This window comes from Actinomadura rayongensis, assembly GCF_009831215.1.
GTDB lineage: Bacteria > Actinomycetota > Actinomycetes > Streptosporangiales > Streptosporangiaceae > Spirillospora > Spirillospora rayongensis.
This window is the reverse complement of sequence record NZ_WUTW01000001.1, coordinates 1,235,894-1,261,828: the sequence shown is the minus strand read 5'-3', so window position 1 is coordinate 1,261,828 and position 25,935 is coordinate 1,235,894. Positions and strand designations below refer to the sequence as shown.

The 25,935-nt window shown below is 73.9% G+C and carries 23 protein-coding genes; 12 read left to right on the top strand and 11 right to left on the bottom strand.

From position 1 onward, the window contains the following. Positions 1–99: 99 nt before the first annotated feature. The 4 genes from GQ466_RS05905 to dxr form a co-directional block, all read right to left on the bottom strand. The gene (locus GQ466_RS05905) at positions 100–1,743 is read right to left on the bottom strand and encodes an alpha/beta fold hydrolase (RefSeq protein WP_161101703.1); all 1,644 of its coding nucleotides are present in this window, start codon (positions 1,741–1,743) and stop codon (positions 100–102) included. Positions 1,744–2,063: 320 nt separating this feature from the next. Continuing rightward, positions 2,064–3,251 (bottom strand): flavodoxin-dependent (E)-4-hydroxy-3-methylbut-2-enyl-diphosphate synthase, encoded by a 1,188-nt coding sequence (ispG, locus tag GQ466_RS05900; RefSeq protein WP_237417600.1) that lies wholly within the window; start codon positions 3,249–3,251, stop codon positions 2,064–2,066. Positions 3,252–3,370: 119 nt separating this feature from the next. Beyond that, positions 3,371–4,567 (bottom strand): M50 family metallopeptidase, encoded by a 1,197-nt coding sequence (locus GQ466_RS05895; RefSeq protein WP_161101702.1) that lies wholly within the window; start codon positions 4,565–4,567, stop codon positions 3,371–3,373. A gap of 39 nt (positions 4,568–4,606) precedes the next feature. Next, a complete protein-coding gene (gene dxr / locus GQ466_RS05890) occupies positions 4,607–5,842 on the bottom strand; it encodes a 1-deoxy-D-xylulose-5-phosphate reductoisomerase (RefSeq protein WP_378186639.1) in 1,236 nt (411 codons plus the stop codon). Between the two features lie 203 nt (positions 5,843–6,045). Here dxr and GQ466_RS05885 point away from each other — a divergent pair, with 203 nt between their 5' ends. Next, positions 6,046–6,330: a hypothetical protein gene (locus GQ466_RS05885; protein ID WP_161101700.1), complete on the top strand. Its 285-nt coding sequence runs from the start codon at positions 6,046–6,048 to the stop codon at positions 6,328–6,330. A gap of 210 nt (positions 6,331–6,540) precedes the next feature. Here GQ466_RS05885 and GQ466_RS05880 read toward each other — a convergent pair whose 3' ends face one another. Together GQ466_RS05880 and GQ466_RS05875 are read right to left on the bottom strand one after the other, a co-directional pair. Further along, a complete protein-coding gene (locus GQ466_RS05880) occupies positions 6,541–7,767 on the bottom strand; it encodes an extracellular solute-binding protein (protein WP_161101699.1) in 1,227 nt (408 codons plus the stop codon). Positions 7,768–8,121: 354 nt separating this feature from the next. After that, entirely contained in the window at positions 8,122–8,484 is a 363-nt protein-coding gene (locus GQ466_RS05875) for a hypothetical protein (protein ID WP_161101698.1), read from the bottom strand. A 363-nt stretch (positions 8,485–8,847) separates the two neighbouring features. Here GQ466_RS05875 and GQ466_RS05870 point away from each other — a divergent pair, with 363 nt between their 5' ends. Next, entirely contained in the window at positions 8,848–9,594 is a 747-nt protein-coding gene (locus tag GQ466_RS05870; RefSeq protein WP_161101697.1) for an SDR family oxidoreductase, read from the top strand. Between the two features lie 45 nt (positions 9,595–9,639). On the opposite strand, the gene GQ466_RS05865 is transcribed toward GQ466_RS05870, so the two are convergent. Further along, on the bottom strand, positions 9,640–10,152 hold the full coding sequence (locus GQ466_RS05865; protein WP_161101696.1) for a helix-turn-helix transcriptional regulator: 513 nt from the start codon (positions 10,150–10,152) through the stop codon (positions 9,640–9,642). A gap of 136 nt (positions 10,153–10,288) precedes the next feature. Between GQ466_RS05865 and GQ466_RS05860 the strand changes: the two genes are divergently transcribed. The 8 genes from GQ466_RS05860 to GQ466_RS05825 all read left to right on the top strand — a co-directional run bounded on the left by GQ466_RS05860 (position 10,289) and on the right by GQ466_RS05825 (position 20,219). After that, positions 10,289–11,500 (top strand): hypothetical protein, encoded by a 1,212-nt coding sequence (locus GQ466_RS05860; RefSeq protein ID WP_161101695.1) that lies wholly within the window; start codon positions 10,289–10,291, stop codon positions 11,498–11,500. Positions 11,501–11,562: 62 nt separating this feature from the next. Beyond that, positions 11,563–13,824 (top strand): serine/threonine-protein kinase, encoded by a 2,262-nt coding sequence (locus GQ466_RS05855; RefSeq protein ID WP_272917924.1) that lies wholly within the window; start codon positions 11,563–11,565, stop codon positions 13,822–13,824. Beyond that, positions 13,821–14,846 (top strand): protein phosphatase 2C domain-containing protein, encoded by a 1,026-nt coding sequence (locus GQ466_RS05850; RefSeq protein WP_161101693.1) that lies wholly within the window; start codon positions 13,821–13,823, stop codon positions 14,844–14,846. The genes GQ466_RS05855 and GQ466_RS05850 overlap by 4 nt, the downstream gene beginning before the upstream one ends. Further along, positions 14,839–16,140: a vWA domain-containing protein gene (locus GQ466_RS05845; protein WP_161101692.1), complete on the top strand. Its 1,302-nt coding sequence runs from the start codon at positions 14,839–14,841 to the stop codon at positions 16,138–16,140. Before GQ466_RS05850 ends, GQ466_RS05845 begins: the two co-directional genes overlap by 8 nt. Then, positions 16,140–16,730 carry an FHA domain-containing protein gene (locus GQ466_RS05840; protein WP_161101691.1) on the top strand — a complete coding sequence of 197 codons (591 nt, stop codon included), beginning with the start codon at positions 16,140–16,142 and terminating at the stop codon, positions 16,728–16,730. Before GQ466_RS05845 ends, GQ466_RS05840 begins: the two co-directional genes overlap by 1 nt. Then, the gene (locus GQ466_RS05835; RefSeq protein WP_161101690.1) at positions 16,727–18,160 is read left to right on the top strand and encodes a hypothetical protein; all 1,434 of its coding nucleotides are present in this window, start codon (positions 16,727–16,729) and stop codon (positions 18,158–18,160) included. Before GQ466_RS05840 ends, GQ466_RS05835 begins: the two co-directional genes overlap by 4 nt. 20 nt (positions 18,161–18,180) lie before the next feature. Next, positions 18,181–18,999: a glutamate ABC transporter substrate-binding protein gene (locus GQ466_RS05830; protein ID WP_161101689.1), complete on the top strand. Its 819-nt coding sequence runs from the start codon at positions 18,181–18,183 to the stop codon at positions 18,997–18,999. Between the two features lie 113 nt (positions 19,000–19,112). Further along, positions 19,113–20,219 carry a hypothetical protein gene (locus tag GQ466_RS05825; RefSeq protein WP_161101688.1) on the top strand — a complete coding sequence of 369 codons (1,107 nt, stop codon included), beginning with the start codon at positions 19,113–19,115 and terminating at the stop codon, positions 20,217–20,219. On the opposite strand, the gene GQ466_RS05820 is transcribed toward GQ466_RS05825, so the two are convergent. From GQ466_RS05820 to GQ466_RS05810, 3 genes are read right to left on the bottom strand one after another with little or no spacing between them, the layout of a single operon-like run. Continuing rightward, positions 20,180–20,788, bottom strand: coding sequence for a hypothetical protein (locus GQ466_RS05820; protein ID WP_161101687.1), 609 nt, complete (start codon positions 20,786–20,788; stop codon positions 20,180–20,182). The genes GQ466_RS05825 and GQ466_RS05820 overlap by 40 nt on opposite strands. Before the next feature lie 40 nt (positions 20,789–20,828). Beyond that, positions 20,829–21,494 (bottom strand): hypothetical protein, encoded by a 666-nt coding sequence (locus tag GQ466_RS05815; RefSeq protein ID WP_161101686.1) that lies wholly within the window; start codon positions 21,492–21,494, stop codon positions 20,829–20,831. Beyond that, positions 21,491–22,321, bottom strand: coding sequence for an ATP-binding cassette domain-containing protein (locus tag GQ466_RS05810; RefSeq protein ID WP_161101685.1), 831 nt, complete (start codon positions 22,319–22,321; stop codon positions 21,491–21,493). The genes GQ466_RS05815 and GQ466_RS05810 overlap by 4 nt, the downstream gene beginning before the upstream one ends. A gap of 150 nt (positions 22,322–22,471) precedes the next feature. Between GQ466_RS05810 and GQ466_RS05805 the strand changes: the two genes are divergently transcribed. Together GQ466_RS05805 and GQ466_RS05800 are read left to right on the top strand one after the other, a co-directional pair. Further along, entirely contained in the window at positions 22,472–22,891 is a 420-nt protein-coding gene (locus tag GQ466_RS05805; protein WP_161101684.1) for an HIT family protein, read from the top strand. Positions 22,892–23,191: 300 nt separating this feature from the next. Then, entirely contained in the window at positions 23,192–23,434 is a 243-nt protein-coding gene (locus GQ466_RS05800) for a type II toxin -antitoxin system TacA 1-like antitoxin (RefSeq protein WP_161101683.1), read from the top strand. Positions 23,435–24,350: 916 nt separating this feature from the next. Here GQ466_RS05800 and GQ466_RS05795 read toward each other — a convergent pair. Continuing rightward, positions 24,351–24,869 carry a PH domain-containing protein gene (locus GQ466_RS05795; RefSeq protein ID WP_337193334.1) on the bottom strand — a complete coding sequence of 173 codons (519 nt, stop codon included), beginning with the start codon at positions 24,867–24,869 and terminating at the stop codon, positions 24,351–24,353. Positions 24,870–25,935: the final 1,066 nt, after the last annotated feature.

Here is a 25,935-nt window from a genome sequence, read left to right as displayed (position 1 = left end):
CGGCAAGCGATGCGCAATCGTGACGAACTTCGTGAAACTTTGTGATCTCCGGGAACGTTTCAGGGCCCCGGGATGACCCGGGGCCCTGACTCGTGACTCCTAGCGCAGAACGTCCAGCTTCGGCGGGAGCGTCGCCGTCCTCGCCGCCGACTTCGCGGTCGCCGAGGCGCCCGGCGGGACCGGGTCACCGAGCTGCGGCACGTGCACTGTCCGCCGGTCCGGCCGCTTCCCGGTCAGGAAGTAGGCGTCGAAGTAGGCGTCCACGGCCGCCGAGCCCCGGTGGACGATGCAGTGCGTGCGGTCGCCGTCCTGCACGACCAGCCTCGCGTCCGGGAGCCGCCGCTGCATGTCCAGCGCGCCCGCGTACGGGGTCGCCGCGTCGGCCGTCGCCTCGAACATCAGGATGTTCTCGGGGAAGTTGCGGACCTTGCCGATGTCCACCGGCGTCCGCGCCTTGCCCTGCCAGTAGAGGCACGGCGCGTTGAACCACGCGTTGCTCCACGTCAGGAACGGGTGCCTGCGGTTGATGCGGTCGTTGTCGCGCTGCCACTTCTTCCAGTCCAGCGGCCACTGGACGTCGGTGCACTGCGTGGCGAGGTACATCGCCCAGCCGTTGTCGTCCGCGCCGCCGGTCGTGCCCGCGCCGAACGTGCCGGCGAACGTCTCCAGGTCGCCCGCCTTGTAGGCCGCGAGGCCCGCCGCGTAGGTGCCCCACACGGCCTGGCTGCGCCGGTAGGCCGCGTTCTGCACGACGTCGTCCAGCTCGTCCGGGCCGACCGCGACCTCCTGGCCGTCGAGCGTCTGGCGGACCGGGTCGGTCGCGAGCTTCTTGCGCAGGCCGTAGTAGAACGAGCGCACCTCGGCCTGCGTCGAGCCCAGGTGGAAGAGCGAGTCGTACTTGGCGATCCAGCCGAAGTAGTAGTCGATGTTCTTGTCGAACGCGACGTCCTGGTCGAGGTTCGCCTGGTACCAGACGCCCTTCGGGCCGACGACGCCGTCCATCACCATCTTGCCGACCTTGTCGGGGTACAGGGTGGCGTAGACCGCGCCGAGGTACGTCCCGTAGGACGCGCCGTAGTAGTCGAGCTTCTTGTTGCCGAGCGCCTTGCGGATCGACTCCACGTCGCGCGCCGAGTCGATCGTCGTGACGTGGTTCAGCAGCCCGATCTTGTCGGACGCCGCGCACTTGGCCGCGTAGTCCTTGGACCGCTTCAACCAGATGTCGACCGACTTGGGGTCCCCGGTCCCGTACGCCGGGCGCGGCGCGTTGTAGGTCTCGGGGTCGCAGCTCAGCGCGGGGACGCTGCTGCCGACGCCGCGCGGGTCGAACCCGATGACGTTGTAGGCGGCCTTCATCGCCGGGGAGTTCTGCGCGAACACGCGGGCGCCGAAGGGGGCGCCGCTGCCGCCGGGACCGCCGGGGTTGACGACGAGGTCGCCCTTGGCCGGGCCGGAGCCGGTGTGCGGCGTCCGGGTCACCTCGATCGTGATCGTGGTGCCGTTCGGCCGGGAGTAGTCCAGCGGGACCTTCAGCTCCGCGCAGCGGATGGTCTCGGAGACCTTCACATCGCTCAGCGCGTCGTACGGCTTGACGGCGGCGATGATGTCCGCGGAGCACGAATGCCAGGCGAGTCCGGCCGCGGGTTCGCCGCCCGGAGCCGCCAGGGCTGGTGACGCGGCGGCCCCGGCGAGCCCGGTGAGGCTCAGCCCCGCCACCGCCGCGGCGCTGACGAACTTCTTCACGAATCCTCCTCCTGCGCGGTCCCCGAGCGAAGGGACCTCGATGCGCATTCCGGGAGGATCCTTGTCATTCCGGCATTTGTGGCGGCAGAGGCCGGAAGGAAGGGATGCGGGATCGTGACCCGACGGAGTCCGTTCCGTGAGGCGCGCGTCCGGCGCCCACGGAAACGGCCCCCGGGCGGACCCGGGGGCCGGACGGCGCGACCTGCGCAAACGCGAAAGGCTCCGGCATCACCGTCCGTTGCGGACGATGGCACCGGAGCCTGCGCCGATGACCTCGGAACGAGGGAACGTTCCGGACGTACGGTGCGACGGCGGGCGGATCAGCCCACGGTCACCTCCGCGCCGGGACCCGACACCGAGCCGTCCTCGCCGACCTCGATGCCCATCTCCTCGGCGATCCGCATCGCCTCCTCGATGAGCGTCTCCACGATCAGCGCCTCCGGGACGGTCTTGACGACCTCGCCGCGCACGAAAATCTGGCCCTTGCCGTTGCCGGACGCGACCCCGAGGTCGGCCTCGCGCGCCTCGCCCGGGCCGTTCACCACACAGCCCATCACCGCGACGCGCAGCGGCACCGGGAAGCCCTTGAGCCCGGCCGACACCTCTTCGGCGAGCGTGTAGACGTCCACCTGCGCGCGCCCGCACGACGGGCACGACACGATCTCCAGCCCGCGCTGCCGCAGCCCCAGCGACTCCAGGATCTGCGTGCCGACCTTGACCTCTTCCACCGGCGGCGCCGACAGCGACACCCGGATCGTGTCCCCGATGCCCTGCGACAGCAGCGCGCCGAACGCGACGGCCGACTTGATCGTCCCCTGGAACGCCGGGCCCGCCTCGGTCACGCCGAGGTGCAGCGGGTAGTCGCAGGCGGCGGCGAGCTGCCGGTACGCCTCGATCATCACGACCGGGTCGTTGTGCTTGACCGAGATCTTGATGTCGCGGAAGTCGTGCTCCTCGAACAGCGAGCACTCCCACAGCGCGGACTCCACCAGCGCCTCGGGCGTCGCCTTGCCGTACTTCTCCAGCAGCCGCTTGTCCAGCGAGCCCGCGTTCACGCCGATGCGGATCGGGACGCCCGCGTCCCGCGCGGCCCGCGCGATCTCGCCGACCTTGTCGTCGAACTTCTTGATGTTGCCCGGGTTCACCCGGACGGCCGCGCAGCCCGCGTCGATCGCGGCGAACACGTACTTGGGCTGGAAGTGGATGTCGGCGATCACCGGGATCGGCGACTTGCGCGCGATGGCCGGGAGCGCGTCCGCGTCGTCCTGCGAGGGGACCGCGACCCGGACGATCTGGCAGCCGGACGCGGTCAGCTCCGCGATCTGCTGCAGCGTGGCGTTGACGTCGGCGGTCAGCGTCGTGGTCATGGACTGCACCGAGACCGGAGCGTCACCGCCCACCGGCACGCTGCCGACCATGATCTGACGGGACGCGCGACGCGGAACCGAAGGCCCCCTCGTGCCCTCGCTCTCGCCGCGCACCGTCGGAATACCCAGTGAAACGCTCATCCCTCTCCTCCGATCGCCCCTTCAACCCTAAGCTCCCCGCCGGCGTGACATGACGCGGACGCCCGACCAATGGGGTGACATCACGGAAACGTACAGTGACCGATTACGGTCCCTTGGGGTCACCCGGGCACCGTCAACGGGTTCACGAGGTCCGCGATGATCAGCAGTACCCCGAGCCCCACCAGCACGATGACCGCCAGGTACGTCAGCGGCATGACGCGCCGCAGGTCGACCGTCCCGGAGTCGGGGCGGCCCCGCGCGCGGTTCACGGCGGCGCGGATCCGCTCGTAGCCGACGACCGCGAGGTGCCCGCCGTCCAGCGGCAGCAGCGGGACGACGTTCAGCGCCCCGAGGAAGACGTTCACCGACACGACCAGCGACAGGTAGAGCGCGATCTTCTCCCGCCACGAGCCGTGCGCGGAGAAGATCTGCCCGGACGCCTGCGTCGCGCCGACCACGCTGCCGACCTGGCCGCCCGGCGTCCGCGCCCGCTCCGGCGAGAACAGGCGCGGCAGCGCGTTCGGCAGGTCGGCGAGGGCCGTGCCCATCGCCCGGACGGTGCCGCCGACGCCGTCCGCCGCGAACTCGATCGCGCCGATCGGCCCGCGCCGGTCCCAGCCCGCGCCGACGACGCGCGCCGACATCCCGAGGAACGGCGCGCCCGCGACCGCCGCGAGCCGGGGACGCAGCGTCAGCGTCCCGGCGCCTTGGCGCTGCACGACCACGGGCACCGTCTGGCCCGGCCGCGCGGCGCCGATGGCGGCGCGCAGGTCCGTCCAGTCCGCCACCGGCCGACCGCCGAACCGGACGACCCGGTCCCCCGCCCGCATCCCCGCCGCCAGCGCCGGCGACGGCGGACGCCCCGGCCCGCACTTGCCGGACAGGTCGGCGGGCACGCACGTGCTGATCGCGTCGGCCGTGGCGGTCGCCGTGCCGGGATCGCGGACGCCGACCGTCATCGCCATCACCATGAGCAGCACGAACGCGAACACGAAGTTCACGACGACGCCCGCGCCGATGACGACCGCCCGGCGTCCCGGCGGCTGCCGGAAGAACGCGCGGTCCCGGTCCTCCGGCGGGACGTCCTCGAGCGGCGTGTAGCCGACGATCCGGACGAACCCGCCGAGCGGGACCGCCTTCACGCCGTACTCGGTCTCCCCGCGCCGCCACGACCACAGCGTCGGCCCGAAGCCCACGAAGTACTGCGTGGCCTTCATCCCGAACCGCTTGGCGGTCAGCAGGTGGCCGCCCTCGTGCAGCATGACGGTCACGAGCAGCGCCACCACGAACGCCACCGCGCCCAAGAAGTAGGCCATCGGGCCTCCCCCGTCGTGGACGGACGGCGCGGCGCCCGGTCAGCCCGCCCCGGTCAGCTCCCCGGCCCGGGTCCGCGCCCAGGCGTCGGCGGCGAGCACGTCGTCCAGCGACGGCGACGGCTCCGCGCCCGTCCGCCCGGCCTCATGCTCCTCCACTACCCGCGCGACGGTGTCGACTATCCCGGTGAACGGCAGCCGTCCCGCGCGGAACGCCTCCACGCAGACCTCGTTGGACGCGTTGTAGACGGCCGGGAACGTCCCGCCGAGCCCGCCCGCGCGGCGCGCCAGCGCCACGGCGGGGAACGCCTCGTCGTCCAGCGGGAACAGCTCCCAGGTGTGCGCGGACGTCCAGTCCAGCGACGGCGCGGCGTCCGGGACGCGGTCCGGCCAGTCCAGGCCGAGCGCGATCGGGAGGCGCATGTCGGGCGGGCTGGTCTGGGCGAGCGTGGACCCGTCGGTGAACTCCACCATCGAGTGGATCACCGACTGCGGGTGGACCATGACGCCGATCCGGTCCATCGGGACGTCGAACAGCAGGTGCGCCTCGATGACCTCCAGGCCCTTGTTGACCAGCGTCGCCGAGTTGATCGTCACGACCGGCCCCATGTCCCAGGTCGGGTGGTTCAGCGCCTGCTCCGGCGTCACCCCGGCCAGCTCGGCGCGGGTCCGGCCGCGGAACGGGCCGCCGCTCGCCGTCAGGACGAGCCGCCGCACCTCCTCGGCCCGGCCGCCGCGCAGGCACTGCGCGAGCGCCGAGTGCTCGGAGTCCACCGGGACGATCTGCCCGGGCCGCGCGCGCTCCTTCACCAGCGGGCCGCCGACGATCAGGGACTCCTTGTTGGCGAGCGCGAGCGTCCGTCCGGCGTCCAGCGCCGCGAGCGTGGACGCGAGCCCGAGCGCCCCGGTCACGCCGTTCAGCACCACGTCGCACGGCAGCGTCGCGGCCTCGGCGACGGCGTCGGGACCGGCGACGATCTTCGGGATCGGGTGGTCGCCGGTCGCGTAGCCGCCCTTGCTCGCCGCCGCGTAGAACGCGAGCTGGAGGTCCTGGGCGGCGGACGCGCGCGCGACCGCGACCACGTCCGGGCGGAACTCCAGCGCCTGCTCGGCCAGCAGGTCGACCCGGCCGCCGCCCGCCGCCAGCGCGACGACGCGGAACCGGTCGGGGTTGCGGCGGATCACGTCCAGGGCCTGGGTGCCGATGGAGCCGGTCGAGCCGAGGACGACGACGTCGCGGGGAGCGCGGCGGGGGCCGCCCTGCGGCGCGGGGGTGATGCCGGCGGCGCGGTCGGCGCTGAAGTCGGTAGGAGACGTCACGATGCCCATTGTCGTGCACGTCACCGGCCGCTGTCCCCGCCGCGCGGCCCGCCGCCCGCGACGGTGGACTTTGCCGGAGCTTGTACGGGCCGTAACAGAGGTAACACTTGGGGCGACATATAAAGGAAACCACTGACAGCGTCGGCGAGAGGAGGGGACGGATGGCCGCAGCGTACGAACCGGGGTTCGACCCGGCCGGGCTGGACGCCGCGCAGCGCCACGGCGACGCCTGCGTCGTCTGCCGCAAGCGCTGGCCCCGGCCGCGCGTGCGCGTGGGCCACGTCCCCGGCGGCGGCGGGGTGTTCGCGTGCGACGAGTGCGCGACCATGCTGCCCGGCCGCACCGTCCGGCGTCCCGAGCGCGGCCCCGACGAGCCGTCCGTCGCGGCGGGCCGGGTGCCGGTCCGTCCCGGCGAGCGCGGCGGGCGGTCGCGCGACGGGCGGTGACCCCGCGCGGTCAGCGGACTTTCCTGGAAGAAGGGTGATCCGGGCATTCGGGGGGAGGCCCGGAGCCACCCGTGCGGTACACCGGCTGGGGGCGGCCGGTCGTGCCGAGGCGGGCTCCGGCGCTCGCCGGTCCAACGGGACCGGCCGCGCCGGAGCCCGCAATGCTTCCCCAGGGGGACGCCCCCTGGACCCCCGCAGTGTTTCCCAGGGCTACTTCGCCAGTTTGGTGGCCTCGATCCAGACGCGCGTCCACTCGATGTAGTCGGTGCACTTGCGCTCGCCCTTGTCGGGGCCGCCGCCGCAGACGGCCGTGGGCGTGCGGGCGAAGACGATGCGGTCGAGCCGGTCGCGGTCCCCGACGCGGTAGGCGACGCAGAAGCCGGACTTGGCGCGCTCCCCCGAGCACGCCTGCGGGTTCGCCGGCGCCACGCCGGACCACTCGGCGACCTGCTGCTGGACGTCCGGCGTCGCCGTCCACCGCAGCCACTCGTACATGCAGTTCGGGTGCGCCGCGCGGGCGCCGATCATCCACGCCGTCGCCCAGCCGGTCACGCCCTCGGCCGGGTCGGCCGTGCGGACGCCGTGCCCGGCGCGTCCGAGCACGTCCGCCTGGTAGGGCGACCCGACGCCGAGCACCGCGCCGTCCGCCGCGAACGCCGACACGGCCTGCGCGGGGGTCTTCCAGTACGCGCGGACGCTCGGCCGCTGCTTCTCCAGGATCCCCCGCACCGCCGCGAGCTGCCGCGGCGACAGCGCGTACACGTCCTTGATCTTCAGCTCGCGGTCGTGCTGCTTCAGGTACAGCGCGACGTCGGCGACGCTGAGCGGGGTGTCGCGCATGACGAGCTTGCCCGCGTACCGCCGCGCCTGGCCCGGGTCGTACACCGCGCCCCAGCTCGACGGCGGCGCGACCGTCCGCGCGTCGTACATCAGGACGTTGGACCCCCACGTGTAGGGGACGCCGTAGACCTTCCCGTCCTGGCGCAGCAGGCTCCGCAGCTTCGGTTCGAGCTTCTTGTAGCCGTCCACGAGGTCGGTGTTGACCGGCGCGGCCTGGCGGCCCGCGACGAGCCGTCCCGCGACCTCGGGCGGGGCGAGGACGCCGTCGTAGCGCCGCGCCGGGTTGCTCACGAGGTCGGTCATCTCCTGGGCGTCGCGGGCGGTGCGCCAGCTCACCGTGCAGCCCGTCCGCTCCTGGAACGGGGTGACCCAGTCGACGCGGCGGTCGGTGCCGCCGTTCTCGATGTCGCCGGGCAGCACGACGAGGTTCAGTTCGCCCTCGCCGCCGCCGACCGTCCCGGCGACGGGCGCGGCGTCCGCCTTGCGCGCCTCGCCGCCGCCGCATCCGCCGAGCGCCAGGACCAGCGCGGCCAGCCCCGCCGCCGCGCCCGTCCGGCGCCCCCCGCGCGCGGCGCCCGGCCCGACCTTCAGCCGCATGTCGCTCCCGCTCCGTTCCCCCGGATCCCCGCGTCGATCCGCCCCATCGGCGCAGCGTAGCGCCTTCCGGCCCGCGCGGTTCCGGCGCCCCCGGGACCCGGTCCGACCGAAATGCCGGGCGGAAGCGCGGCGATGACCCGGGTAAAAGCGGAAAGGGACCGTTCCGGACGCATTTTCCGGCACCCCGTGCACTCTTTATCGGATGTGCCCTTTATGAAGCGGCCGTCACGGCCCGGGTGGACGGTGGGTGCCGGCGTCCGCGCGGCGTTCCGTGCGCTGGAGGGGAACGCGGCGGGTGCCCGGCCCCGGGCCGTGACGGCTATCCGGTGGCGGTGGCGAGGTGGGGAACGGCGGTCACCTCTCGGTGCTGCCCGGCCACGCGACCACCGGGACCCGGGGAGACTGCGGCGGTGTGACTCCCTCGATGCGGAGGAGGTTCGAGGGACGCCGCTCGTCCCGCCGGGGGTCGGCGGGCGGACGCGCCTGGACCTGCGCGTCCGGTGCACGGGGCCGGTCCACGGAGCCCGCCGTGGACGCGGTCCCTTCGATCCTGGCGATGAGATGCTGCGGGGTCGGAGCCTCCACGAAGGTCCGGTCGGCGCTCCCACGGGGCGGCAGCGCCCACCAGTGGCCCGTGTAGGGGCCGTACCAGACGGCCCATCCGGGGAAGCGGCGACGGAGTGCCTCGACCTCCGCGGCGTGCTCGTCTGCGGTCATAACAGGCTCCCCTGCGGCGGGCCGGCACGGCCCTTTATCTTTTTCGCCACATTTAATTGGAACAATCAGATTGTGTCGCCCGACACAGAGTCAGTCAATGGCCGTGGCGATGATTTGTCGATACCATGAAGACAACGATTAACGACAAAAACCAACAACGGTAAACATTCTTCAGAAACCCGACGAACAGGGCATTTTCACAGCGCGTCCACTGATCGCCACCGACGGTGAGCGAACGAAATTTGTCCAGTTTTGAGAGTTTAGTCCACTTGTGAATTGACGCCGATTCGACCGGCCGCGGTCCCGGCGCTGATCAGGCCGTCCCTTAGGATTCCGGGACGATCTCCGAAGGGACGCACCGGCATGGATCTCGGACTGGACGGCCGCCGCGCGGCGGTCGCGGCGGCGTCGGGCGGCCTCGGCCTGGCGAGCGCGCGGGCGCTGCTCGCCGAGGGCGCGCAGGTGGCCATCTGCGGCCGGGACGAGGCCCGGATCACCGCGGCGGCGGCCGGACTCGGCCACGGCGCGCACCCGATCGTCGCCGACGTCGGCACCCCGGAGGGCGCGACCGCGTTCGTCGACGCGGCGCGCGCCGCGCTCGGCGGGATCGACGTCCTCGTCGCCAACGCGGGCGGCCCGCCCGCCGGGGGCTTCGCCGCGACGCCCGTGGACGCCTACCGCACGGCGCTCGACCTCAACCTGATGTCGGTGGTCGCGATGTGCCACGCGGCCGTCCCGGAGATGCGCGAGCGCGGCTGGGGCCGGATCGTCGCGATCACCTCGGTGGCGGTGCGGCAGCCGAACCCGAACCTCATCCTGTCCAACACCGCGCGGGCCGGGGCGACGGCGTTCCTGAAGACGCTCGCGCGGGAGGTCGCGGCCGACGGCGTCACGGTGAACTCGCTCCAGCCGGGCGCGCACGCGACCGACCGGCTGCGGCAGCTCCACAACGGCGACCTGGCGGCGGCGGCCCGCGAAGTCCCGGCGCGCACGACCGGGTCGGCGGAGGACTTCGGCGCGTTCGTCGCCTACCTGTGCTCGCGGCAGGCCGCGTTCGTCACCGGCGCCGCGATCCCGGTGGACGGCGGCCAGTACGCCGGCCTGCTCTGAACGCCGGAGCCCCGGCCCCGCGCGGGGCCGGGGCTCCAGAACCCGTCAGGCCGCCCGGCGGCCCTGGAACGGCAGGTAGTGGTCGGCGCGGCGCGGCCGGGCGGGCAGCCCGGTGGACTCGACCGCGAGGATCCGGTCGAACCGGAACGCGCGGATGCCGCGCCGCATCCGGCACCACCCGACGAGGTACCAGTGGTCGCGGTGGACGAGGCACGTCACCGGCTCGACCTCGCGGATCGTGACGTTCGCGCCCGCGTCGCCGTAGCAGAGCCGGACGACGCGGTGCTCGGTGATGGCCGACGCGACGACGCGGGCGCGGTCGGCGGTGGCCGCGTCCTGCGCCGTGGTGAGGGTGTCGAGGGTCTCGGCGGCGACCGCGTCGAAGCCGTCCTCGGCGTCGAGGAGGGCGCGCAGGGCGCGGCGCGCGGTCGCGGCCTGCGGGCCGGCGCCGAGGTGGGCCAGGGAGAGCGCCAGCGCGGCGATCTCGGCGGCGGTGAGCGCGTTGTCGTTCACCCGGCGGGCGGCCGGGTCGGAGGGGTGCGTCGCAACGTTCGCCATGGTTCGATTATATGTTCGAGTACTGACATTTCCCAGGCCGTGGACGGCCTACTTGAGCAGATCACGGCCGTACGGGACACTGACCCACTAAAATCCGCAAATCTGCGCAAGACGGGGTTCGACGGGGGTGTGTCGCGTGAGTGAGGCCGCCGCGCGCCCGCCGATGGACCGCGACGCCGTGGACGCGGCGCTGCGCGTCCAGCGCGACGAACGCGACCGGGTGAGCGCGGCCCTGCTGGACCTGGAGGCGCAGCCCGGCTACCGGCTGCTGGCCGGGGCGTCCGTCACCGGCGCGACCGCCCGCGCGCGCGACGAGGTCCGCGCGCACGCCGCCGAGCTGTGGGACTGGTTCGACCGGTACACCCGGACGCTGAGCGCCGCCGAGGACCTGCGCGCCCGGCACGGCCGTCCGGGCCGCGCCGAGCTGGCCGAGCTGACGCGGCTGCTGACCGGGCCGGCCGTCGCGCCGCCCGAGCGCGAGGTCCCGCTCGCCGACCGGACGCTGCTCGCCGCTCCCCCGCCCCCGCTCACCCTGGCGGCCGTCGTCGCGCGCATGACCGCGCTGTACGAGGACGTCGTCCGGCGCGTCGCGGCGGTGGACGGCGCGTGGTCGGCGCTGCTGCCCGCGCTGGAGCACGCCGAGGCCGCGCGCCGCGAGGTCGGCGCGCTGGACTGCGAGCTGGGCGGCGACGACCCCGAGGCCGTGCGGCTGACCGACGCGCTGGACCGCGTCGCCGCGACCGTCCGCGCCGATCCGCTGGCGACCGAGCCCCCGGCGCTGGTCCGGCTGGGCGCCGACCTCGCCGCGCTGCGCGACCGGCTGCGCGCCGCCGTCCGGATGCGCGACGAGGCGGCGGCCCGGCTCGCCGCGCTGGACGAAGCTGTCGCGCTCGTCCGCACCGAAGAGGACGCGGCCCGCCGCACCCGCGCCGACGTCCTCGCCAAGGTCTCCGCTCCGCCGCCGCCCGACGTCCCGGCGCTCGCCGTCGCGCTCGCCGACCGGTGCGCGGCCGTCCGCGGGCTCGGCACGGCGGGCCGCTGGCGCGAGCTGGCCGACCGCGTCGCCGGCCTGGAGGACGCCGCCGCCGACGCGCTGCGCCGCGTCCGCGAGTCCCGCGAGCTGGCCGCCGGGCTCACGGCGCGCCGCGACGAGCTGCGCGGACGGCTGGAGGCGTACCGGGTGAAGGCGGCCAGGCTCGGCCACGCCGAGGACGCCGACCTCGCCGGACGGTACGCGGAGGTCCGGGAGCTGCTGTGGTCGGCGCCGTGCGACCTGCGGCGGGCGACGGTGGCGCTGTCGGGCTACCAGGAGGCCATCTCCGCGCGGGCGAAGGGATCGGATCGTTGAGTCGCTGCACCCAGCCGGGTTGTCCGGGCAACATTGAGGACGGTTACTGCGTCATATGCGGTATGCCTCCTTCCTCCGGCACTCCGGCGCCGCCGACGACGCGGTCCGCCCCGTCCGGCGCGCAGCGCTGCACGGTCCCGGGCTGCGCGGGGACGATCGTCGACGGCTACTGCGACGTCTGCGGAATGCCGCCCGGCGAGGGCTCCGAGCCCGCGCCGCCGACGGTGGTCAGCACGCCCGCGAGCGGCGCGTCCCGGGGCAGCCGGGGCACCGGCTCGGTACGGACGGGCAGCGCGCGCACCGGGTCGTCGCGCTCGTCCGGACGGCGCGGGATGCTCGGCGCGGGCCTGGTGGAGGTCCCGCGCGTCCCCTACCGCGACCCGTCCACGGCGGTGCTCGCGGACGCCGAGGTCGCCGAGAACAAGCGGTTCTGCGGCAACTGCGGCGAGCCCGTCGGCCGGGGGCGCGGCGACCGGCCCGGCCGCGCCGAGGGGTTCTGCGCCAAGTGCGGGACGCGGTTCTCGTTCACGCCGAAGCTCGTCCCGGGCGACCTGGTCGGCGGGCAGTACGAGGTGCTCGGCTGCCTCGCGCACGGCGGGCTCGGCTGGATCTACCTCGCCAAGGACCGCAACGTCAGCGACCGGTGGGTGGTGCTGAAGGGCCTGCTGGACACCGGCGACGCGGACGCGGCGGCAGCGGCGGCGGCCGAGCGCGCGTTCCTCGCCGAGGTCGAGCACCCCAACATCGTCAAGATCTACAACTTCGTGCAGCACGCGGGCGACGGCTACATCGTCATGGAGTACGTCGGCGGCCGGTCGCTGAAGGAGATCCTGTCGGCGACGCGCGCGACCGGCGCGGACTCCCTCCCGCTCGGCCAGGCCATCGCCTACGCGCTCGAAGTGCTCCAGGCGTTCGGGTACTTGCACGCGCAGGGCCTGCTGTACTGCGACTTCAAGCCCGACAACGTCATCCAGTCCGAGGAGCAGCTCCGGCTGATCGACCTCGGCGGCGTCCGGCGCGTGGACGACCAGTTCAGCGCGATCTACGGGACGGTCGGCTACCAGGCGCCGGAGATCTCCGACGTCGGGCCGTCGGTCACGTCCGACCTCTACACCGTCGGGCGGACGCTCGCGGTGCTCAGCTTCCCCTTCCGCGGCTACACCGGGAAGTACGCGACGAGCCTCCCTCCGCGGGCCGAGATCCCGCTGCTGGTGCGGCACGAGTCGTTCGACCGGTTCCTGCGCCGCGCGACGCACCGCGACCCGGCCGAGCGGTTCCAGGACGCCGCCGAGATGGCCGAGCAGCTCACCGGCGTGCTGCGCGAGGTGCTGGCGGTGGAGGACGGCCGGCCGCGTCCGGCGCCGTCCGGGCTGTTCGGCCCGGAGCGGTCGGTGCCGGGCACCGAGGGCGACGCGGGGACGGCGCTGCCGCCGGTGACGCCCGCCGAGGCCGCCGCGGCGCTGCCCGTCCCGCTGGTGGACGGCGCGGACCCGGCGGCCGGCTTCCTCGCGGGCCTGACCGCGCTCGAACCCGCGCAGCTCGCGGCGGCCGTCGCGGCGGGCCCCCGGCAGACGCCCGAGGTGCGGCTGACGCTGGCCCGCGTGAAGATCGAACTGGGCGACGCGGCGGGCGCGTGGACGGCCCTGGACGAGGTCGCCGACGAGCTGCCCGGCGACTGGCGCATCGAGTGGTACCGGGCCGTCGCACTGCTGGCGGCGGGCCGCCTCGCCGAGGCCGAGCCCCGCTTCGACCGGCTGTACGGGCTGGTGCCCGGCGAGGCCGCGCCGAAGATCGCACTCGCCCACTGCCGCGAGGTCTCGGCGCCGCGCGACGCCGCCCGCCTCTACGACCTCGTGTGGCGCACCGACCAGGGCCACATCAACGCCGCGTTCGGCCTCGCCCGCGTCTACCTGCGGGCGGGCGACCGGACGTCGGCGGTCGCGGTGCTGGACTCGGTGCCGCGCACGTCGATCCGGCACGTCCACGCGCAGGCGGCGGCGGTCGCGACGGCCGTGCGCGGACGGCCCGACGGCGAGCCCGCGCCCGCCGAACTGATCGGCGCGGGCGACCGGCTCGCCGCGCTGGACCTGGACGAGCGGCGCCGCGACCGGCTCGCCGCCGAGGTCCTGGAGGCCGCGCTCGGCACCGTCCGGCGCGGCGGGACGGCGCAGGGCTCGGTCCTCGGCGTCCCGCTGGCCGAGCAGCCGCTGCGCCGCCGCCTGGAGGAGACCTACCGGGCGCTCGCCCGGCACACCCGCGACCGCGAGGACCGGCGCGCGCTGATCGACGCCGCCAACGCGGTCCGGCCGAGGACGCTGCTGTGACGGAGGACGAGGGCATGGGCAAGACGGCGGACGCGCTCTGTCCCGCCTGCGCGGAGGTCGTCTACTCCGGCGACGAGTTCTGCGAGGCGTGCGGGCACCGGCTGGGCGGCGCGGCGGCGCCCCCGGCACCGGCCGCGGCGGGCGCGTGCGCGGGCTGCGGCGCGCCCGCCGTCGACGCCGAGGGCTACTGCGGCGTGTGCGGGCTGAAGCAGCCCGCCGCGCGCGACCACTTCGAGGTCGAGGTGCCGGGCGCGGCGGGCGTCAGCGACCGGGGCCGCCGGCACAGCCGCAACGAGGACTTCCTCGCGCTGGTTCCGTCCCCCGGCGGGTTCGCGGCGGTCGTGTGCGACGGCGTGGGCTCGTCCCCCGACCCCGACCGGGCGTCCCGGGCCGCCGCCGAGGCCGGGTCGGCGGCGCTCGCCGCGCGGCTGGCGGCGGGCGAGGACCCCGAGGCCGCGACGCGCGCGGCCGTGCTGCGCGCCGCCGAGGCCGTCGCGGCGCTCGCCCCGTCGCCGCAGGAGGCGCCGTCCTGCACCTACGTGTCGGCGGTGACCGGCCCCGGCACGGTGACGGTCGGCTGGGTCGGCGACAGCCGCGCCTACTGGCTCGCCTCCGGCGGCGGACCGGCCGCGGACGGCGTGCTCGGGCCGTCCCGGCAGCTCACCGACGACGACTCGTGGGCCGCGATCATGGTGGCGCGCGGCGCGCTGACCGAGGCCGAGGCCGAGGCGCACCCGAACGCCCACGTGATCACCGGCTGGCTCGGCGCGGACGCCGAGCAGGTCACCCCGCACGTGCGGACGTTCGCCGTCGACCGGCCGGGGACCGTCCTCGTGTGCAGCGACGGCCTGTGGAACTACGTCCCGGCGGCCGACGGACTCGCGGCCGTCGCCGGTGACGCCGCGCCCCTGGAGGCGGCCCGGACGCTCGTCCGGCACGCGCTGGAGGCCGGCGGACGCGACAACATCACGGTGACCCTGCTGCCGGTCACCGTCGGGAACGGAGCGGGTGGCCATGTCTGAGCCGCGGTTCGACGTCAGCGTCGACCAGAACAAGTACCTGCCGGCGGGCGGGACCGAGGTCCACGCGATCGTGTCGGTGGAGGCGAGCGGCGGGGCGGTGGCCGCGCCGCCCGGGGCCGCCGCCGAGGTGATCATCATCGACACGTCCGGGTCGATGTCCTATCCGGCGACCAAACTGCGGTCGGCCGTGGACGCGGCGGTCGCGGCCGTGGACACGCTGCGCGACGGCGTCCACTTCGCGATCATCGCGGGGAACGACACCGCGCGGATGGTGTACCCGGCGTCGAACGAACTGGTGACGGCCAGCGACGCGACCCGCGGTAAGGCTCGCGCGGCCCTGCGCAAGCTGAAGGCGTTCGGTGGGACGGCGATCGGTTCCTGGCTGCGGCTCGCGGACGAGCTGTTCGACGCGCACCAGGACGGCGTCCGGCACGCGATCCTGCTGACCGACGGCAAGAACCAGCACGAGACGGACGAGGAGCTGGACGCCGTCCTGTTCCGCTGCGGCGGGCGGTTCGTCTGCGACTGCCGGGGCGTCGGCACCGACTGGAAGGTCGCCGAGCTGCGCCGGGTCGCGTCGGCGCTGCTCGGCAGCGTGGACATCGTCGCCGACCCACAGGACCTCGTCGCCGACTTCCAGGCGATGACCGAGGCGGCGATGGGCAAGGCCGTCGCGGACGTCCTGCTGCGCGTGTGGACGCCCCAGACCGCGACGCTGAAGTTCGTCAAGCAGGTCATGCCGTCGGTGGAGGACCTGACCGGGCGGCGCGTGCAGTCCGGCCCCCAGGCGGGCGACTACCCGCTCGGCGCGTGGGGCGCGGAGAGCCGCGACTACCACCTCTGCGTCGAGGTGGCGCCGAACGAGGTCGGCAAGGAGCTGCGCGCGGCGTGGGTGAAGCTCGTCGTGCCGGGCGGCGCCGGGCAGGAGGAACGCGTGCTGGCGTCCGGGAACGTCCTCGCCGCGTGGACCGACGACGAGGCCGAGTCCACCCGCATCAACGCCCGCGTCGCGCACTACACCGGGCAGGCCGAACTCGCCGACGTCATCCAGCAGGGCCTGCGCGCCCGCGAAGAAGGGGACCTCGCGACCGCCACCGCGCGGCTCGGCCGGGCCGTCCAACTCGCCGACGAGGCGGGCAACGACCCGATCACCGCGCTGCTGCGCAAGGTCGTGGACGTGGAGGACGCCGCGACCGGCACCGTCCGGCTGAAGCGCGACGTCGCCAAGGCCGACGAGATGTCGCTCGACACGCGGTCCACCAAGACCGTGCGGACGCGCGGCGGCGGGGCCTGATGGCGGTCTGCCCCGCCGGCCACGCGTCCGCCGCCGCCGACTACTGCGACGTCTGCGGCGAGCTGATCGGCGCCGCGCCCTCCCCCGCCCCGGTCCCGGTCTGCCCGGACTGCGGCACGCCGGGCGTGGACCGGTTCTGCGAGGTGTGCGGCTACGACTTCGCGACCGGCCGGGGCGCTCCCGCCCGCACCGCCGGATGGGTCGCGGTCGTCGCCGCCGACCCCGCCTACTTCGCGACCGTCCGCGCCGGGGACGGCCCCGACACCGGCGGCCTCGCCTTCCCGTCCCACGCCCCGGAGCGGACGGTCCCGCTGACCGGCCCCGAGGTCCGCATCGGACGGCGCGGCGGCTCCGACACCCCCGAGATCGACCTGCGCGAGCCGCCCGGCGACCCCGGCGTGTCCCGCCGGCACGCGGTGCTGCTCGCCCGGCCCGGCGGCTGGACGCTCGTCGACCGGGGCTCCACCAACCGGACCTGCGTGAACGGATCGGTCGACCCGGTCCCGTTCCACACCGAGGTCCCGGTCGGCGACGGCGACCGCATCCATGTGGGCGCCTGGACCACGATCACGCTCCGGGAGATCCGATGACGGCCGTCCAGCAGGCACCCCCGACCCGGCAGGAGCCGCGCCGCCGCCCCGGGCCGCGCCGGTTCGCGCCGCGCACCGCCGCCGCGCGGATCCGGGCGCTCGCCGCGCTCGTCGTCGTCGCGCTGGCCGCGACGCTCGCGGCGATGTGGATCGCCGTGTCGGACGCGCGGCACGGCATGCGTGTCATCGGGCACGACGCGGGCCCGCAGGTCGTCGCGACCAGCGACCTGTACTTCCAGCTCACCGACATGGACGCCCAGCTCGCGACCGCGCTGCTCATCGGCGGGTCCCAGGGTCTCGGCGTCACCCGCGACCAGGCCCTCGCCCGCTACGACGAGGACCGCGCCAAGGCCGCGGCGGCGCTGCTGCAGGCCGCCAAGCTCGCCGACGAGCCGTCCGAGGCCGCGACCGCGCAGGCCGTCGTCATGGCGCTCGGCTCCTACGAGCGGATCGCCGGGCAGGCGCTGCTGCTGGACCGGCAGGCCGGGCACACCGCCGGGCCGCCGTCGTCGCGCGTCCTGGACCTGTACCGGCAGGCGACCGACCTGATGAAGCTGGACGTCCTGCCGAAGGCGTACAACCTGACCCTGGACGACGGCACGCTCGTGCGGCACACCTACGAGGACGAGCGCGCGGCCGTCCGCAACGGAATCGTCGCGGTCGTCGTGACGGGCCTGCTGCTGGTGGCGCTGCTGGTCGTCCTCCAGGTCTTCCTCACGCGGCGGTTCCGGCGGGTGCTCAACCCGGCGCTGGCGCTGGCGACGCTCGTCGCGCTGGCGCTCACCGGGACGGCCGCGGCGGTCCTGTCCGGCCAGGCCGCGGACCTGCGGCGCGCCAAGGTGGACGGGTTCGACTCCGTCCTCGCGCTGTCGCGGGCGCGCGCGATCGGCAACAGCGCCAACGCCGACCAGACGCGCTTCCTGCTCGACCCCGAGCGCGCCGACACCTACGAGCAGCAGTTCATGACGAAGGCGCAGTCCGTCCTGTACCTGAAGGCGGGCAACCTCGCCGCCTACAACCAGGCCGTCCAACGGCAGGCGGCGCGCACCGGGTTCCTCGGCTTCCTCGGCGCGGAGGCCGCGCGGCGCGGCGTCCCCGGGCAGGAGGCGGCGTTCGGCTCGGTGCTGACGACCTACAAGGCGTACCAGGCCGACGACCGCCGCATCCGGGACCTCGTCACGGCGGGCCGCCGGGACGAGGCCGTCCGCGCCCGGCTCGGCGCGGCGGCGGGCGCCTCCTCGGGCGACTTCGCCACCTACGACCGGGCCCTGGTGAAACTGATCGGGATCCACCGGGCGGCGTTCGACGACGCCGTCCGCGACGGGGACGGCGGCACCCGGCACTGGGACGCCGGGCTGCCCGTCGCGGGCCTGGTGATCGTGGCGCTCGTCCTCGCGGGCGTGCGGCCCCGGCTGGCGGAGTACCGGTGATGACGTTGCGGAGGAGACAGATGCGGATCACGGCGCTCGTCCTGGCGGCGGGTGCCGCGCTCGCCGGCTGCGGGGTGGCCGGCGCCGACGGCGACTCGATCACCCGCAAGGACGCGCTGGTCGTCGGCGTCAACGCCGACCAGCCGGGCCTCGGCCTGCGCACCGGCGGCACCTACAGCGGCTTCGACGTGGACGTCGCCCGGCAGATCGCGCGGCGCCTCGGCGTCACGACGGTGACGTTCAAGCCGATCACGTCGGCGACGCGCGAGAGCGTGCTGCGGTCCGGCGCGGTGGACATGGTCGTGGCCAGCTACTCGATCACGCCGGAGCGCAAGACGAAGGTGATCTTCGGGGGGCCGTACTACGTGGCGCACCAGGACATCCTGGTCCGCAAGGACGAGAGCGGCATCCGTAACGTCCGGGACCTCAAGGGCCGGCGGCTGTGCGAGGTGCCCGGCTCGGTGTCGTTCCCGCGCGTCACGCGCGAGCGCGGCGTGGCCGCGGTGTCCGTCCGCGCCGACACCTACGGCGCGTGCCTGGCGAAACTGCGGTCCGGGGAGCTGGACGCGGTCTCCACCGACGACCTCATCCTCGCCGGGCTCGCCGCGCAGGCGGCCCGCGACGGGGGCGCGCCGCTGCGGATCGTCGGCGCGCCGATCTCGGACGAGCCGTACGGCGTCGGGTTGAACAGCGCGGACATCGACGGCTGCGAGGCCGTCAACAAGGCCATCACGACGATGTACCAGGACGGCACGGCCGCGCGCCTGCTGCGGACCTGGTTCGGTCCGGTCGGGCTGCGCGCGACGACGACCGTGCCACAGTTCGAGGGCTGCGACTAATACCACGGACCTTTTCGACTTAACGGTCACTGTTATGAGGCTGTTCCGTAAGTACCGGACGTCACTCAAGATCGTTAGCGTCGCGACCATCAACCGGGTTCCGAGGGAGCGGCATGACGACCATCGTCCTGGTGATGATGTGCGTCGCGGTCGGGGCTCTCGAGCTGTACGCCGGACGGCAGGGCCGCGACCGCGAGCGCGCGTACGTCCGGCGCATCGACGCCCTCCAGGACCAGGTCACCCGGCAGAACGACGCGCTCGCGACCGTCGGTGAGCAGCTCACCGCCGAGCTGGCGCGGGTCCAGCGCGACGTCCTGCCCGGCATGGAGACGCGCGTCAACGACACCGCCGGGCGGGTCGCCGAGCTGGCCGACCTCGTCCGGCAGGCCGAGGCGTACGTCCGCGCGCAGGCGGGCCGGATGCACGACCTGGAGCAGCAGCGCGTCACGCTCGCCGCGCTGCGCCGCAAGCTCGGCGAGGTGGAGGGCGCCGTGCGCGCGCTGGACCGTGCCGGGACCGGCGTCGTCGAGGGCAAGGTCGACACCGCGCTGGACCGGCTCGCCGACCTCGCCCGGGGCGGCGGCGAGATCCTCGACCTCCAGCGCACGCTGACCCGGACGCTGGAGGAGGTCGAGGACGTCGTCGCCGAACTCCTCCGCCTCACCGAGGGCGAACTGGACGACGCCGTCGCGGGCGCGGTCACCGGCCGCACGCCCGCCGCCGCGCCCGTCCGCGCCACCGGACGCCTCTGGACCCGCGACGACCAGGTCCGCGACATCCTCGCCGAGGTGTACGAGCGGGCCGTGCGCGCGAGCGGTCTCGAGGTCCGGTTCCGCGCCGACGCCGCCGAGCGCCGCCGCTACTTCTTCGGCGGGCGCCGCGTCGAGGACCTCGGTGGAACGTTCACCGCGCTGCTGATCTCGACCGGCGCGGACCTGCGCTCGGGCGGACGCCCCACCGGCCCGGCGCCCGAGGACGAGGCCGCGCTCAAAGCCCTGCTGCGCACGGTGTTCGAGTGCACGGGCGCGGTCGCGCAGATCGGGCCGCTGCTGGCCGTCCGGACGCGCGACGAGCTGCTGTGCGCCGTCCTGACGCCCGACCAGGGCCTGGAGCTGGAGAACGACGAGCTGTACTTCGACCCGGCCGCCGCCGCGCAGCGCCTACGGCTCCTGCCGCCGCATCAGGTCTGGGACCTGACGGCCTGGGGCGCGAGGGCGTAGGCGCGCACCGTCCGGTCGTGCGGCGGCCCGATCCTGAGGAACACCGGACACGACGGGATGCCCGTCCGGACGTCCACCTCCGCGCACAGCCCGACGCCCGCCGCCCGGTCCAGCAGGACGACGTTCTCCACCGCGCGGGCGGCGCGCACGGCGTACGGCACCGAGTCGGCGTCGTCGGCGCGGACGAGTTCCTCGAACGTGAGGCGGCGCGCGAACCGCACGAGCGCCCGGGCGTCCACGATGCGCGTCCCGGCGGCCTCGGCGGGGCCCGCGATGACGATCCCGAAGCTCGGATCGTCGCGGCCCCGCACGAAGATCTCCCGGTCCGGCTCCAGCCCCCGTGCCCGCCTTGCGAGCTGCACGCCGAACCCGTCCTCGGTGCGGAACGCGGGCGGCCCGGCGCCGCCGTCCGGCACCCGCACGGCCCCGGCGGGCGGTCGCCAGCCCGGCAGGTACACGCCGAGCCCGCGCAGGAGCAGCCGCCAGACGGGACGGCCCGTGACGTCGGGGACGAACTCGCCGCCGGACCCCCGGGCGCCGCGCGGCAACGACTCCTGCGTGCCGTTCATGCGCCCATCTTCCGTCCCGTCCCCCGTCGGCACAAGACCATCAGGGACGCGCGCGGACGGCGACCAGGTACGCGGCGGCGACGACCGCCGTCCACAGGGCGAGGTGGAGCGCGATTCCGGGGAACGCTCGCGTGAAGACGTCCGCGCCGTCGTGGGCGGCCTTCTCCCAGGCGAGCACGGGGACGGCGAGCGGGCGCAGCCTGCCGAGCCCCAGCAGGATCGCGGCGGTGAGCAGCGCCAGCAGGCTGACGAGCCCGGCCGCCGGGCTGGGCAGCACGACGCGGGCCGTCCACGCGCCGAGAGCCGTCGCCGCCGCGCAGGCCAGCGCCGCGAGGGCGGCCCCGGTGAGCATCGCCTCCGCCGGCACTCCCGCGTTCATCGCCTGCGCCATCGGCACGACGAGCACGAACGCGCCGAGGGCGAGGTTGGCGAGCAGGGCCGCCGCGAGATCGGCGACGTGGCGTTGCCGGACGGCCAGCGCCGCCAGGTCGCGCTGACCGTCCGGCTGGGTGTCGATGAGGGTGCGCGCCGTCCAGGCCCAGAGCGGGAACAGGAAGGCCGGCACGTCGCCGAGCGCGCCCGTGTCCGGGCCGGAGGGCCCCTGGGTGAGCACGACGAGCACGAGCAGCAGCGCCGGGACCAGCGCGTAGAGGATCCGCGACGAGCGCAGATAGCCGCTGAGGACGAACCGGACGAGGGCGATCACGGCAACCTCCGCACCCGGTGGCCCGCCGCGCGCAGCCCTTCTTCGAGTTCCTTCGCCTCGGCGACCTCGACGGTCACTTCAAGCCGCGCGAACCGTCCTCGGTCCTCCCCGGCTCCGGGAGGACCGACGCTGGAGGACCGGATCGTCGCCCAGTCGCGAGGAACCTCCCCGGCTCCGGAGGACCGGATCGTCGCGCAGTCGCGGGGAACCTCCCCGGCTTCGGGAGGGCCGAGGACGCTGATCGTCCGATCGGCCACCAGGAGGCGGTCCCGGTCGCGGATCGGGCCGAGCACGCGCTGGTGATCGCTGACGACGACGGTCGCTCCCTCGGCGGCCCGCTCGGCGATCAACGCGGGCAGCTCGTCCCGGGTCCTCGCGTCGAGCCCGGCGAACGGCTCGTCCAGGATCAGCAGGTCGGGCTCGTGCAGGAGCGCCTGCGCCAGCCCGACCTTCTGAGCGCTTCCCTTCGACAGCTCGGACAGCCGGACATCCAGAAGGTGAGCAAACCCGAGCCGTTCCGACCAAGTACGGACGACGTCGCCCCGCCGTCCGTGCAGCGCGGCCATGTGCGTCAGATAGGCCCGGACGGTGAACGGCTGAGCGGCAGGAAACCGTTCCGGCGCGTAGCCGATGCGGCCGGGACGCCCGGTCACCCTCCCGCGCCGTGGCCGCCGCAGCCCGGCCGCCAAGCGCAGGAACGTCGATTTGCCCGCGCCGTTCGCGCCGGTCACCTCGACGACCCGTCCCGGAGCCAGTTCGAGCGTCACGTCGCGAAGAATCCACGGACCGCGCCGGTGGTAGCGGAAGCCGACGTCATCGAGGCGCATAGTCCCCGGACGCTAACGACGCCCGCGTAAGCGGATCATCAAGCCCGCACCGACGACCGTCCGCGTCCGCAACAACCACCAGCTCCCACAATGGTCCAGCCCCGGCGTGGATGCGGGCGGCGGAGCACGCGAAGGCGGAGAATCCGGATCATGAGCGGTTGTGTGTTCTGCGAGATCATCCGGGGAGAGCGACCCGCCCACCGAGTCCTGGACGCACCCGACGCGGTCGCGTTCCTGGACACGCGCCCCCTGTTCAAAGGCCACACGCTCCTCGTGCCGAGGACGCACTACGAGACGCTGATCGACCTCCCGGAACCAGAGATAGGCCCCTTCTTCGCCCACGCGAGAAGGCTGGCCGCCGCGATGGAAACGGCCCTGGACGCGGCGGGATCGTTCGTGGCCGAGAACAACCGGATCAGCCAGAGCGTCCCGCACCTGCACGTCCACGTCGTCCCGCGCAACCCGAAGGACGGCCTGCGAGGCTTCTTCTGGCCCCGCCACAGGTACGCGTCCGAGGCCGAAGCCGCCGAATACGCCGAACGCCTGAGCACCGCCCTGAACCACCCCTGACCCCGCCGACCAGGCCCCAGCACAAGAAACGCCGACCAAGACGAGCCGGGATCTCGGAGCACCCCCCGAACGTTGTCAGGACGGGGAAACGCGCATGACGGCGGCATGACGGGGAAGGCAGTGCCGAAGCCATCGGCGGCAGGGGGAAGGACGAGAGCGGCCACGCCCGCGGGCACACGATCCGGCGGTCAGCGACCCGGCCACGCACGTATCCCTTGAATCGCCGCACGGTGTCCTGGCGGGGATTGGCTCCTGTCATTCACCCGTCGTATTTTGGTGCTGCCAGGAAGGAGACCGGCCATGTCCGAGTCGGTTCCCGCTTTCCACCCCGACGAGTCCGTCGAGTTCCGCCTCTCCGCCGAACAACACGTGGTGCTCAGCGAGGCCGCCGCACTTCTCGGGTGGACCGTACCCGAGTTCATTCTCTGCACCGCCCTGGACCGCGCCGAGCGCGACCTCCACGCCCAGGCCGCAACCGCCACCCCAACGGGCGAGGACACGACCCACGCCCCATTCACGGTCTTTCTCACAACCAACCCATAACCCCAACTCCCCCAAGACGGACACGCACCAAGAGAACCCACCACCCCACCCCAACAAGCCAACGCACCGCCCGCTCCCAAGAGACCGAACAGCAAAGCACCCAGAAACCCTCACAACCCGTCGAACCCCCACCCAAATAACACCGCCCCAGCAGCTCCAGCCGCCCAACCCACGCGGCCCGAGCACCCGCCCCAGCACCCATAAGCCACCCCAGCCGCCCGCCCCCGCACAGGCCGCACACCACCCCCTGCACGCGCAAGCCGCCCAGCACGAGCGCACCGCGCACCCTACCGACGCCACCTCGAGCCCAGAGACGCCACCGCGAGCCCGGCGACGCCACCGCGAGCCCAGGCGCGACGCTACGGCTCAGGCGCGACGCTACGGCCCAGCGCGCCGCCACGAGCCCAGCGACGTCGCCACGAGCCCAATTGCGCCGCCGCCCGCCCCACAGCACCGGAGAGCGACGAGCGACGAGCGACGAGCGACGAGCGACGAGCGACGAGCGACGAGCGACGAGCGACGAGCGACGAGCGACGAGCGACGAGCACAACCAACCACGAGACCGCGTAAACGTCCGCAAGCTGTCAGCCACGACAAACGAACCGCCGCAGCCCGCCCTCGCCACCGTCTCCAGCCCGTCCCCGCCCACAGCCCGCCTCCGCCACCACCCGTCCGCCGCGCCCCGGCGACGCCCCCGGGGCGCGGCGCCGGTCACTCACAGACGCCTCACGCGCCCGCACCCTCTCATCCAGCCGAGAGAAGAACCGACAAGGGCGTGACATCCCGCGAAACAAGAGCGCCCGCCGCGACCACCTCGACATCGAGCCACGACGCGGCGGCCCACACGACCCGACAGCGCAACCCCATACGCACCCGGAAGAAGGGCGGCAAGCCCGCCCGACCGAGAGAAGGACGATCAGTCCGGCGAGCCGTCCACCGCCCCGAAGATCACCGAAGACACCTCAAGATAAAGCTGCTCGGGATACGGAACATACCCAACCGCCTTGAGCGCCTGCCACTGCCCGGCGGTCTCCAGAACGAAGTCCCCATACCCGAGGATCCGCCCAAGCGGAGTCCGCTCCAACGTGATGTCAGTGACCTTGCTGAGCGGAGCCATCCCAACGTTCCGATTCAAAATCCCCGAAACAGCCATGACCCGATGCTCAGTAACAAGAAAGAAGTCGATCGACCACCCAAGAACACGCCAGACAAGATGCCCGAGCGACAACAACCACAACCACCACACGAGCCAAAGCCCAGTGAACGCGGACACCGCAGCACAAACCAACAACGACCCCACCGCGCCGGACGCAGCAGGCAACAGCACCGCCGGATGCTTACGCACCGCGATGACCCGACCCTCATACGACATCAGATACTTGTCGATGACCCGCGACCGGGAGTCCCGGTAAACGATCATCTCCTGCAGATTCACGGTGGCGGCATCCTCGTCATGATCCGTGGACTACCACCGTAGCCGAACCCCGCCAACACGGGGAGACACCAACCAGCCACACCCACCCCCAACCCACCCGCAAGCCCACACCCCCAACCCCCCACCACACCCGCCCACCAACGCCACACCCACCCTCCCGCCACAACCACCCAACAACTAACCAGCGCACACCGCCCAGCGCCCACCGCCCAACGGCCAGCACCCACCGCCCAACGGGTACCGCCCAACAGGCAGCACCCACCGGCCACCGGCCACCGGCCACCGCCCAGCGCCCACCGCCCAACGGCCAGCACCCACCGCCCAACGGGTACCGCCCAACAGGCAGCACCCACCGGCCACCGGCCACCGGCCACCGCCCAGCGGGCAGCGCCCAACGGCCAGCGCCCAACGGCCAGCGGCCAGCGGCCAGCGGCCACCGGCCAGCGGCCACCGGCCAGCGGCCACCGGCCAGCGGCCACCGGCCAGCGGCCACCGGCCAGCGGCCACCGGCCAGCGGCCAGCGGCCAGCGGCCAGCGGCCAGCGGCCAGCGGCCAGCGGCCAGCGGCCAGCGGGCAGCGGGCAGCGGGCAGCGGGCAGCAGCCAACGGGCAACAGCCAACGGCCGAATCGGCACCTGTTAGATGCCTTGACCAGTTGAACCGCCGCGGCGCGAGCCTCCGGCGAAGCAAGCCCTGCGCTTGCCTGCGCGCACGTCCTTGCTCTGCCAGGCATCGCGCGATGCACCTTTCGCGCGACTCAATGCTCCTTCCCAGATCAGCGGCGCGTCGGATGACTAGTGGTGGCGTGCTTGGCCGCGGAGTCCTCATACGTACGAGTCGGCACCGGCCGGAGGCCGCTACGCAGGGTCGTGCCAGCCTCGCCCAGCCCTGTATCCGTGCCCGCGGTTCGTACTCGTGTCCGTGCCTGTGGCTCGTACCCGGGGCCCGTACCCGTGGCTCACAACCATGGCGCATGGCCGTGGCTGTGGCCCGTGGCCGTGGGCCGTGGCCGTGGGCCGTGGGCCGTGGCCGTGGCCGTGGCCGTGGGCCGTGGGCCGTGGCCGTGG

What these genes read in the sequence shown, in the direction of transcription:
- ispG (WP_237417600.1), bottom strand. Translation starts at nt 3,251, where the DNA reads ATGAGCGTTTCACTGGGTATTCCGACGGTGCGCGGCGAGAGCGAGGGC.
- GQ466_RS05895 (WP_161101702.1), bottom strand. Translation starts at nt 4,567, where the DNA reads ATGGCCTACTTCTTGGGCGCGGTGGCGTTCGTGGTGGCGCTGCTCGTG.
- GQ466_RS05885 (WP_161101700.1), top strand. Translation starts at nt 6,046, where the DNA reads ATGGCCGCAGCGTACGAACCGGGGTTCGACCCGGCCGGGCTGGACGCC.
- GQ466_RS05880 (WP_161101699.1), bottom strand. Translation starts at nt 7,767, where the DNA reads ATGCGGCTGAAGGTCGGGCCGGGCGCCGCGCGCGGGGGGCGCCGGACG.
- GQ466_RS05875 (WP_161101698.1), bottom strand. Translation starts at nt 8,484, where the DNA reads ATGACCGCAGACGAGCACGCCGCGGAGGTCGAGGCACTCCGTCGCCGC.
- GQ466_RS05870 (WP_161101697.1), top strand. Translation starts at nt 8,848, where the DNA reads ATGGATCTCGGACTGGACGGCCGCCGCGCGGCGGTCGCGGCGGCGTCG.
- GQ466_RS05865 (WP_161101696.1), bottom strand. Translation starts at nt 10,152, where the DNA reads ATGGCGAACGTTGCGACGCACCCCTCCGACCCGGCCGCCCGCCGGGTG.
- GQ466_RS05855 (WP_272917924.1), top strand. Translation starts at nt 11,563, where the DNA reads ATGCCTCCTTCCTCCGGCACTCCGGCGCCGCCGACGACGCGGTCCGCC.
- GQ466_RS05845 (WP_161101692.1), top strand. Translation starts at nt 14,839, where the DNA reads ATGTCTGAGCCGCGGTTCGACGTCAGCGTCGACCAGAACAAGTACCTG.
- GQ466_RS05840 (WP_161101691.1), top strand. Translation starts at nt 16,140, where the DNA reads ATGGCGGTCTGCCCCGCCGGCCACGCGTCCGCCGCCGCCGACTACTGC.
- GQ466_RS05835 (WP_161101690.1), top strand. Translation starts at nt 16,727, where the DNA reads ATGACGGCCGTCCAGCAGGCACCCCCGACCCGGCAGGAGCCGCGCCGC.
- GQ466_RS05830 (WP_161101689.1), top strand. Translation starts at nt 18,181, where the DNA reads ATGCGGATCACGGCGCTCGTCCTGGCGGCGGGTGCCGCGCTCGCCGGC.
- GQ466_RS05825 (WP_161101688.1), top strand. Translation starts at nt 19,113, where the DNA reads ATGACGACCATCGTCCTGGTGATGATGTGCGTCGCGGTCGGGGCTCTC.
- GQ466_RS05820 (WP_161101687.1), bottom strand. Translation starts at nt 20,788, where the DNA reads ATGAACGGCACGCAGGAGTCGTTGCCGCGCGGCGCCCGGGGGTCCGGC.
- GQ466_RS05810 (WP_161101685.1), bottom strand. Translation starts at nt 22,321, where the DNA reads ATGCGCCTCGATGACGTCGGCTTCCGCTACCACCGGCGCGGTCCGTGG.
- GQ466_RS05805 (WP_161101684.1), top strand. Translation starts at nt 22,472, where the DNA reads ATGAGCGGTTGTGTGTTCTGCGAGATCATCCGGGGAGAGCGACCCGCC.
- GQ466_RS05800 (WP_161101683.1), top strand. Translation starts at nt 23,192, where the DNA reads ATGTCCGAGTCGGTTCCCGCTTTCCACCCCGACGAGTCCGTCGAGTTC.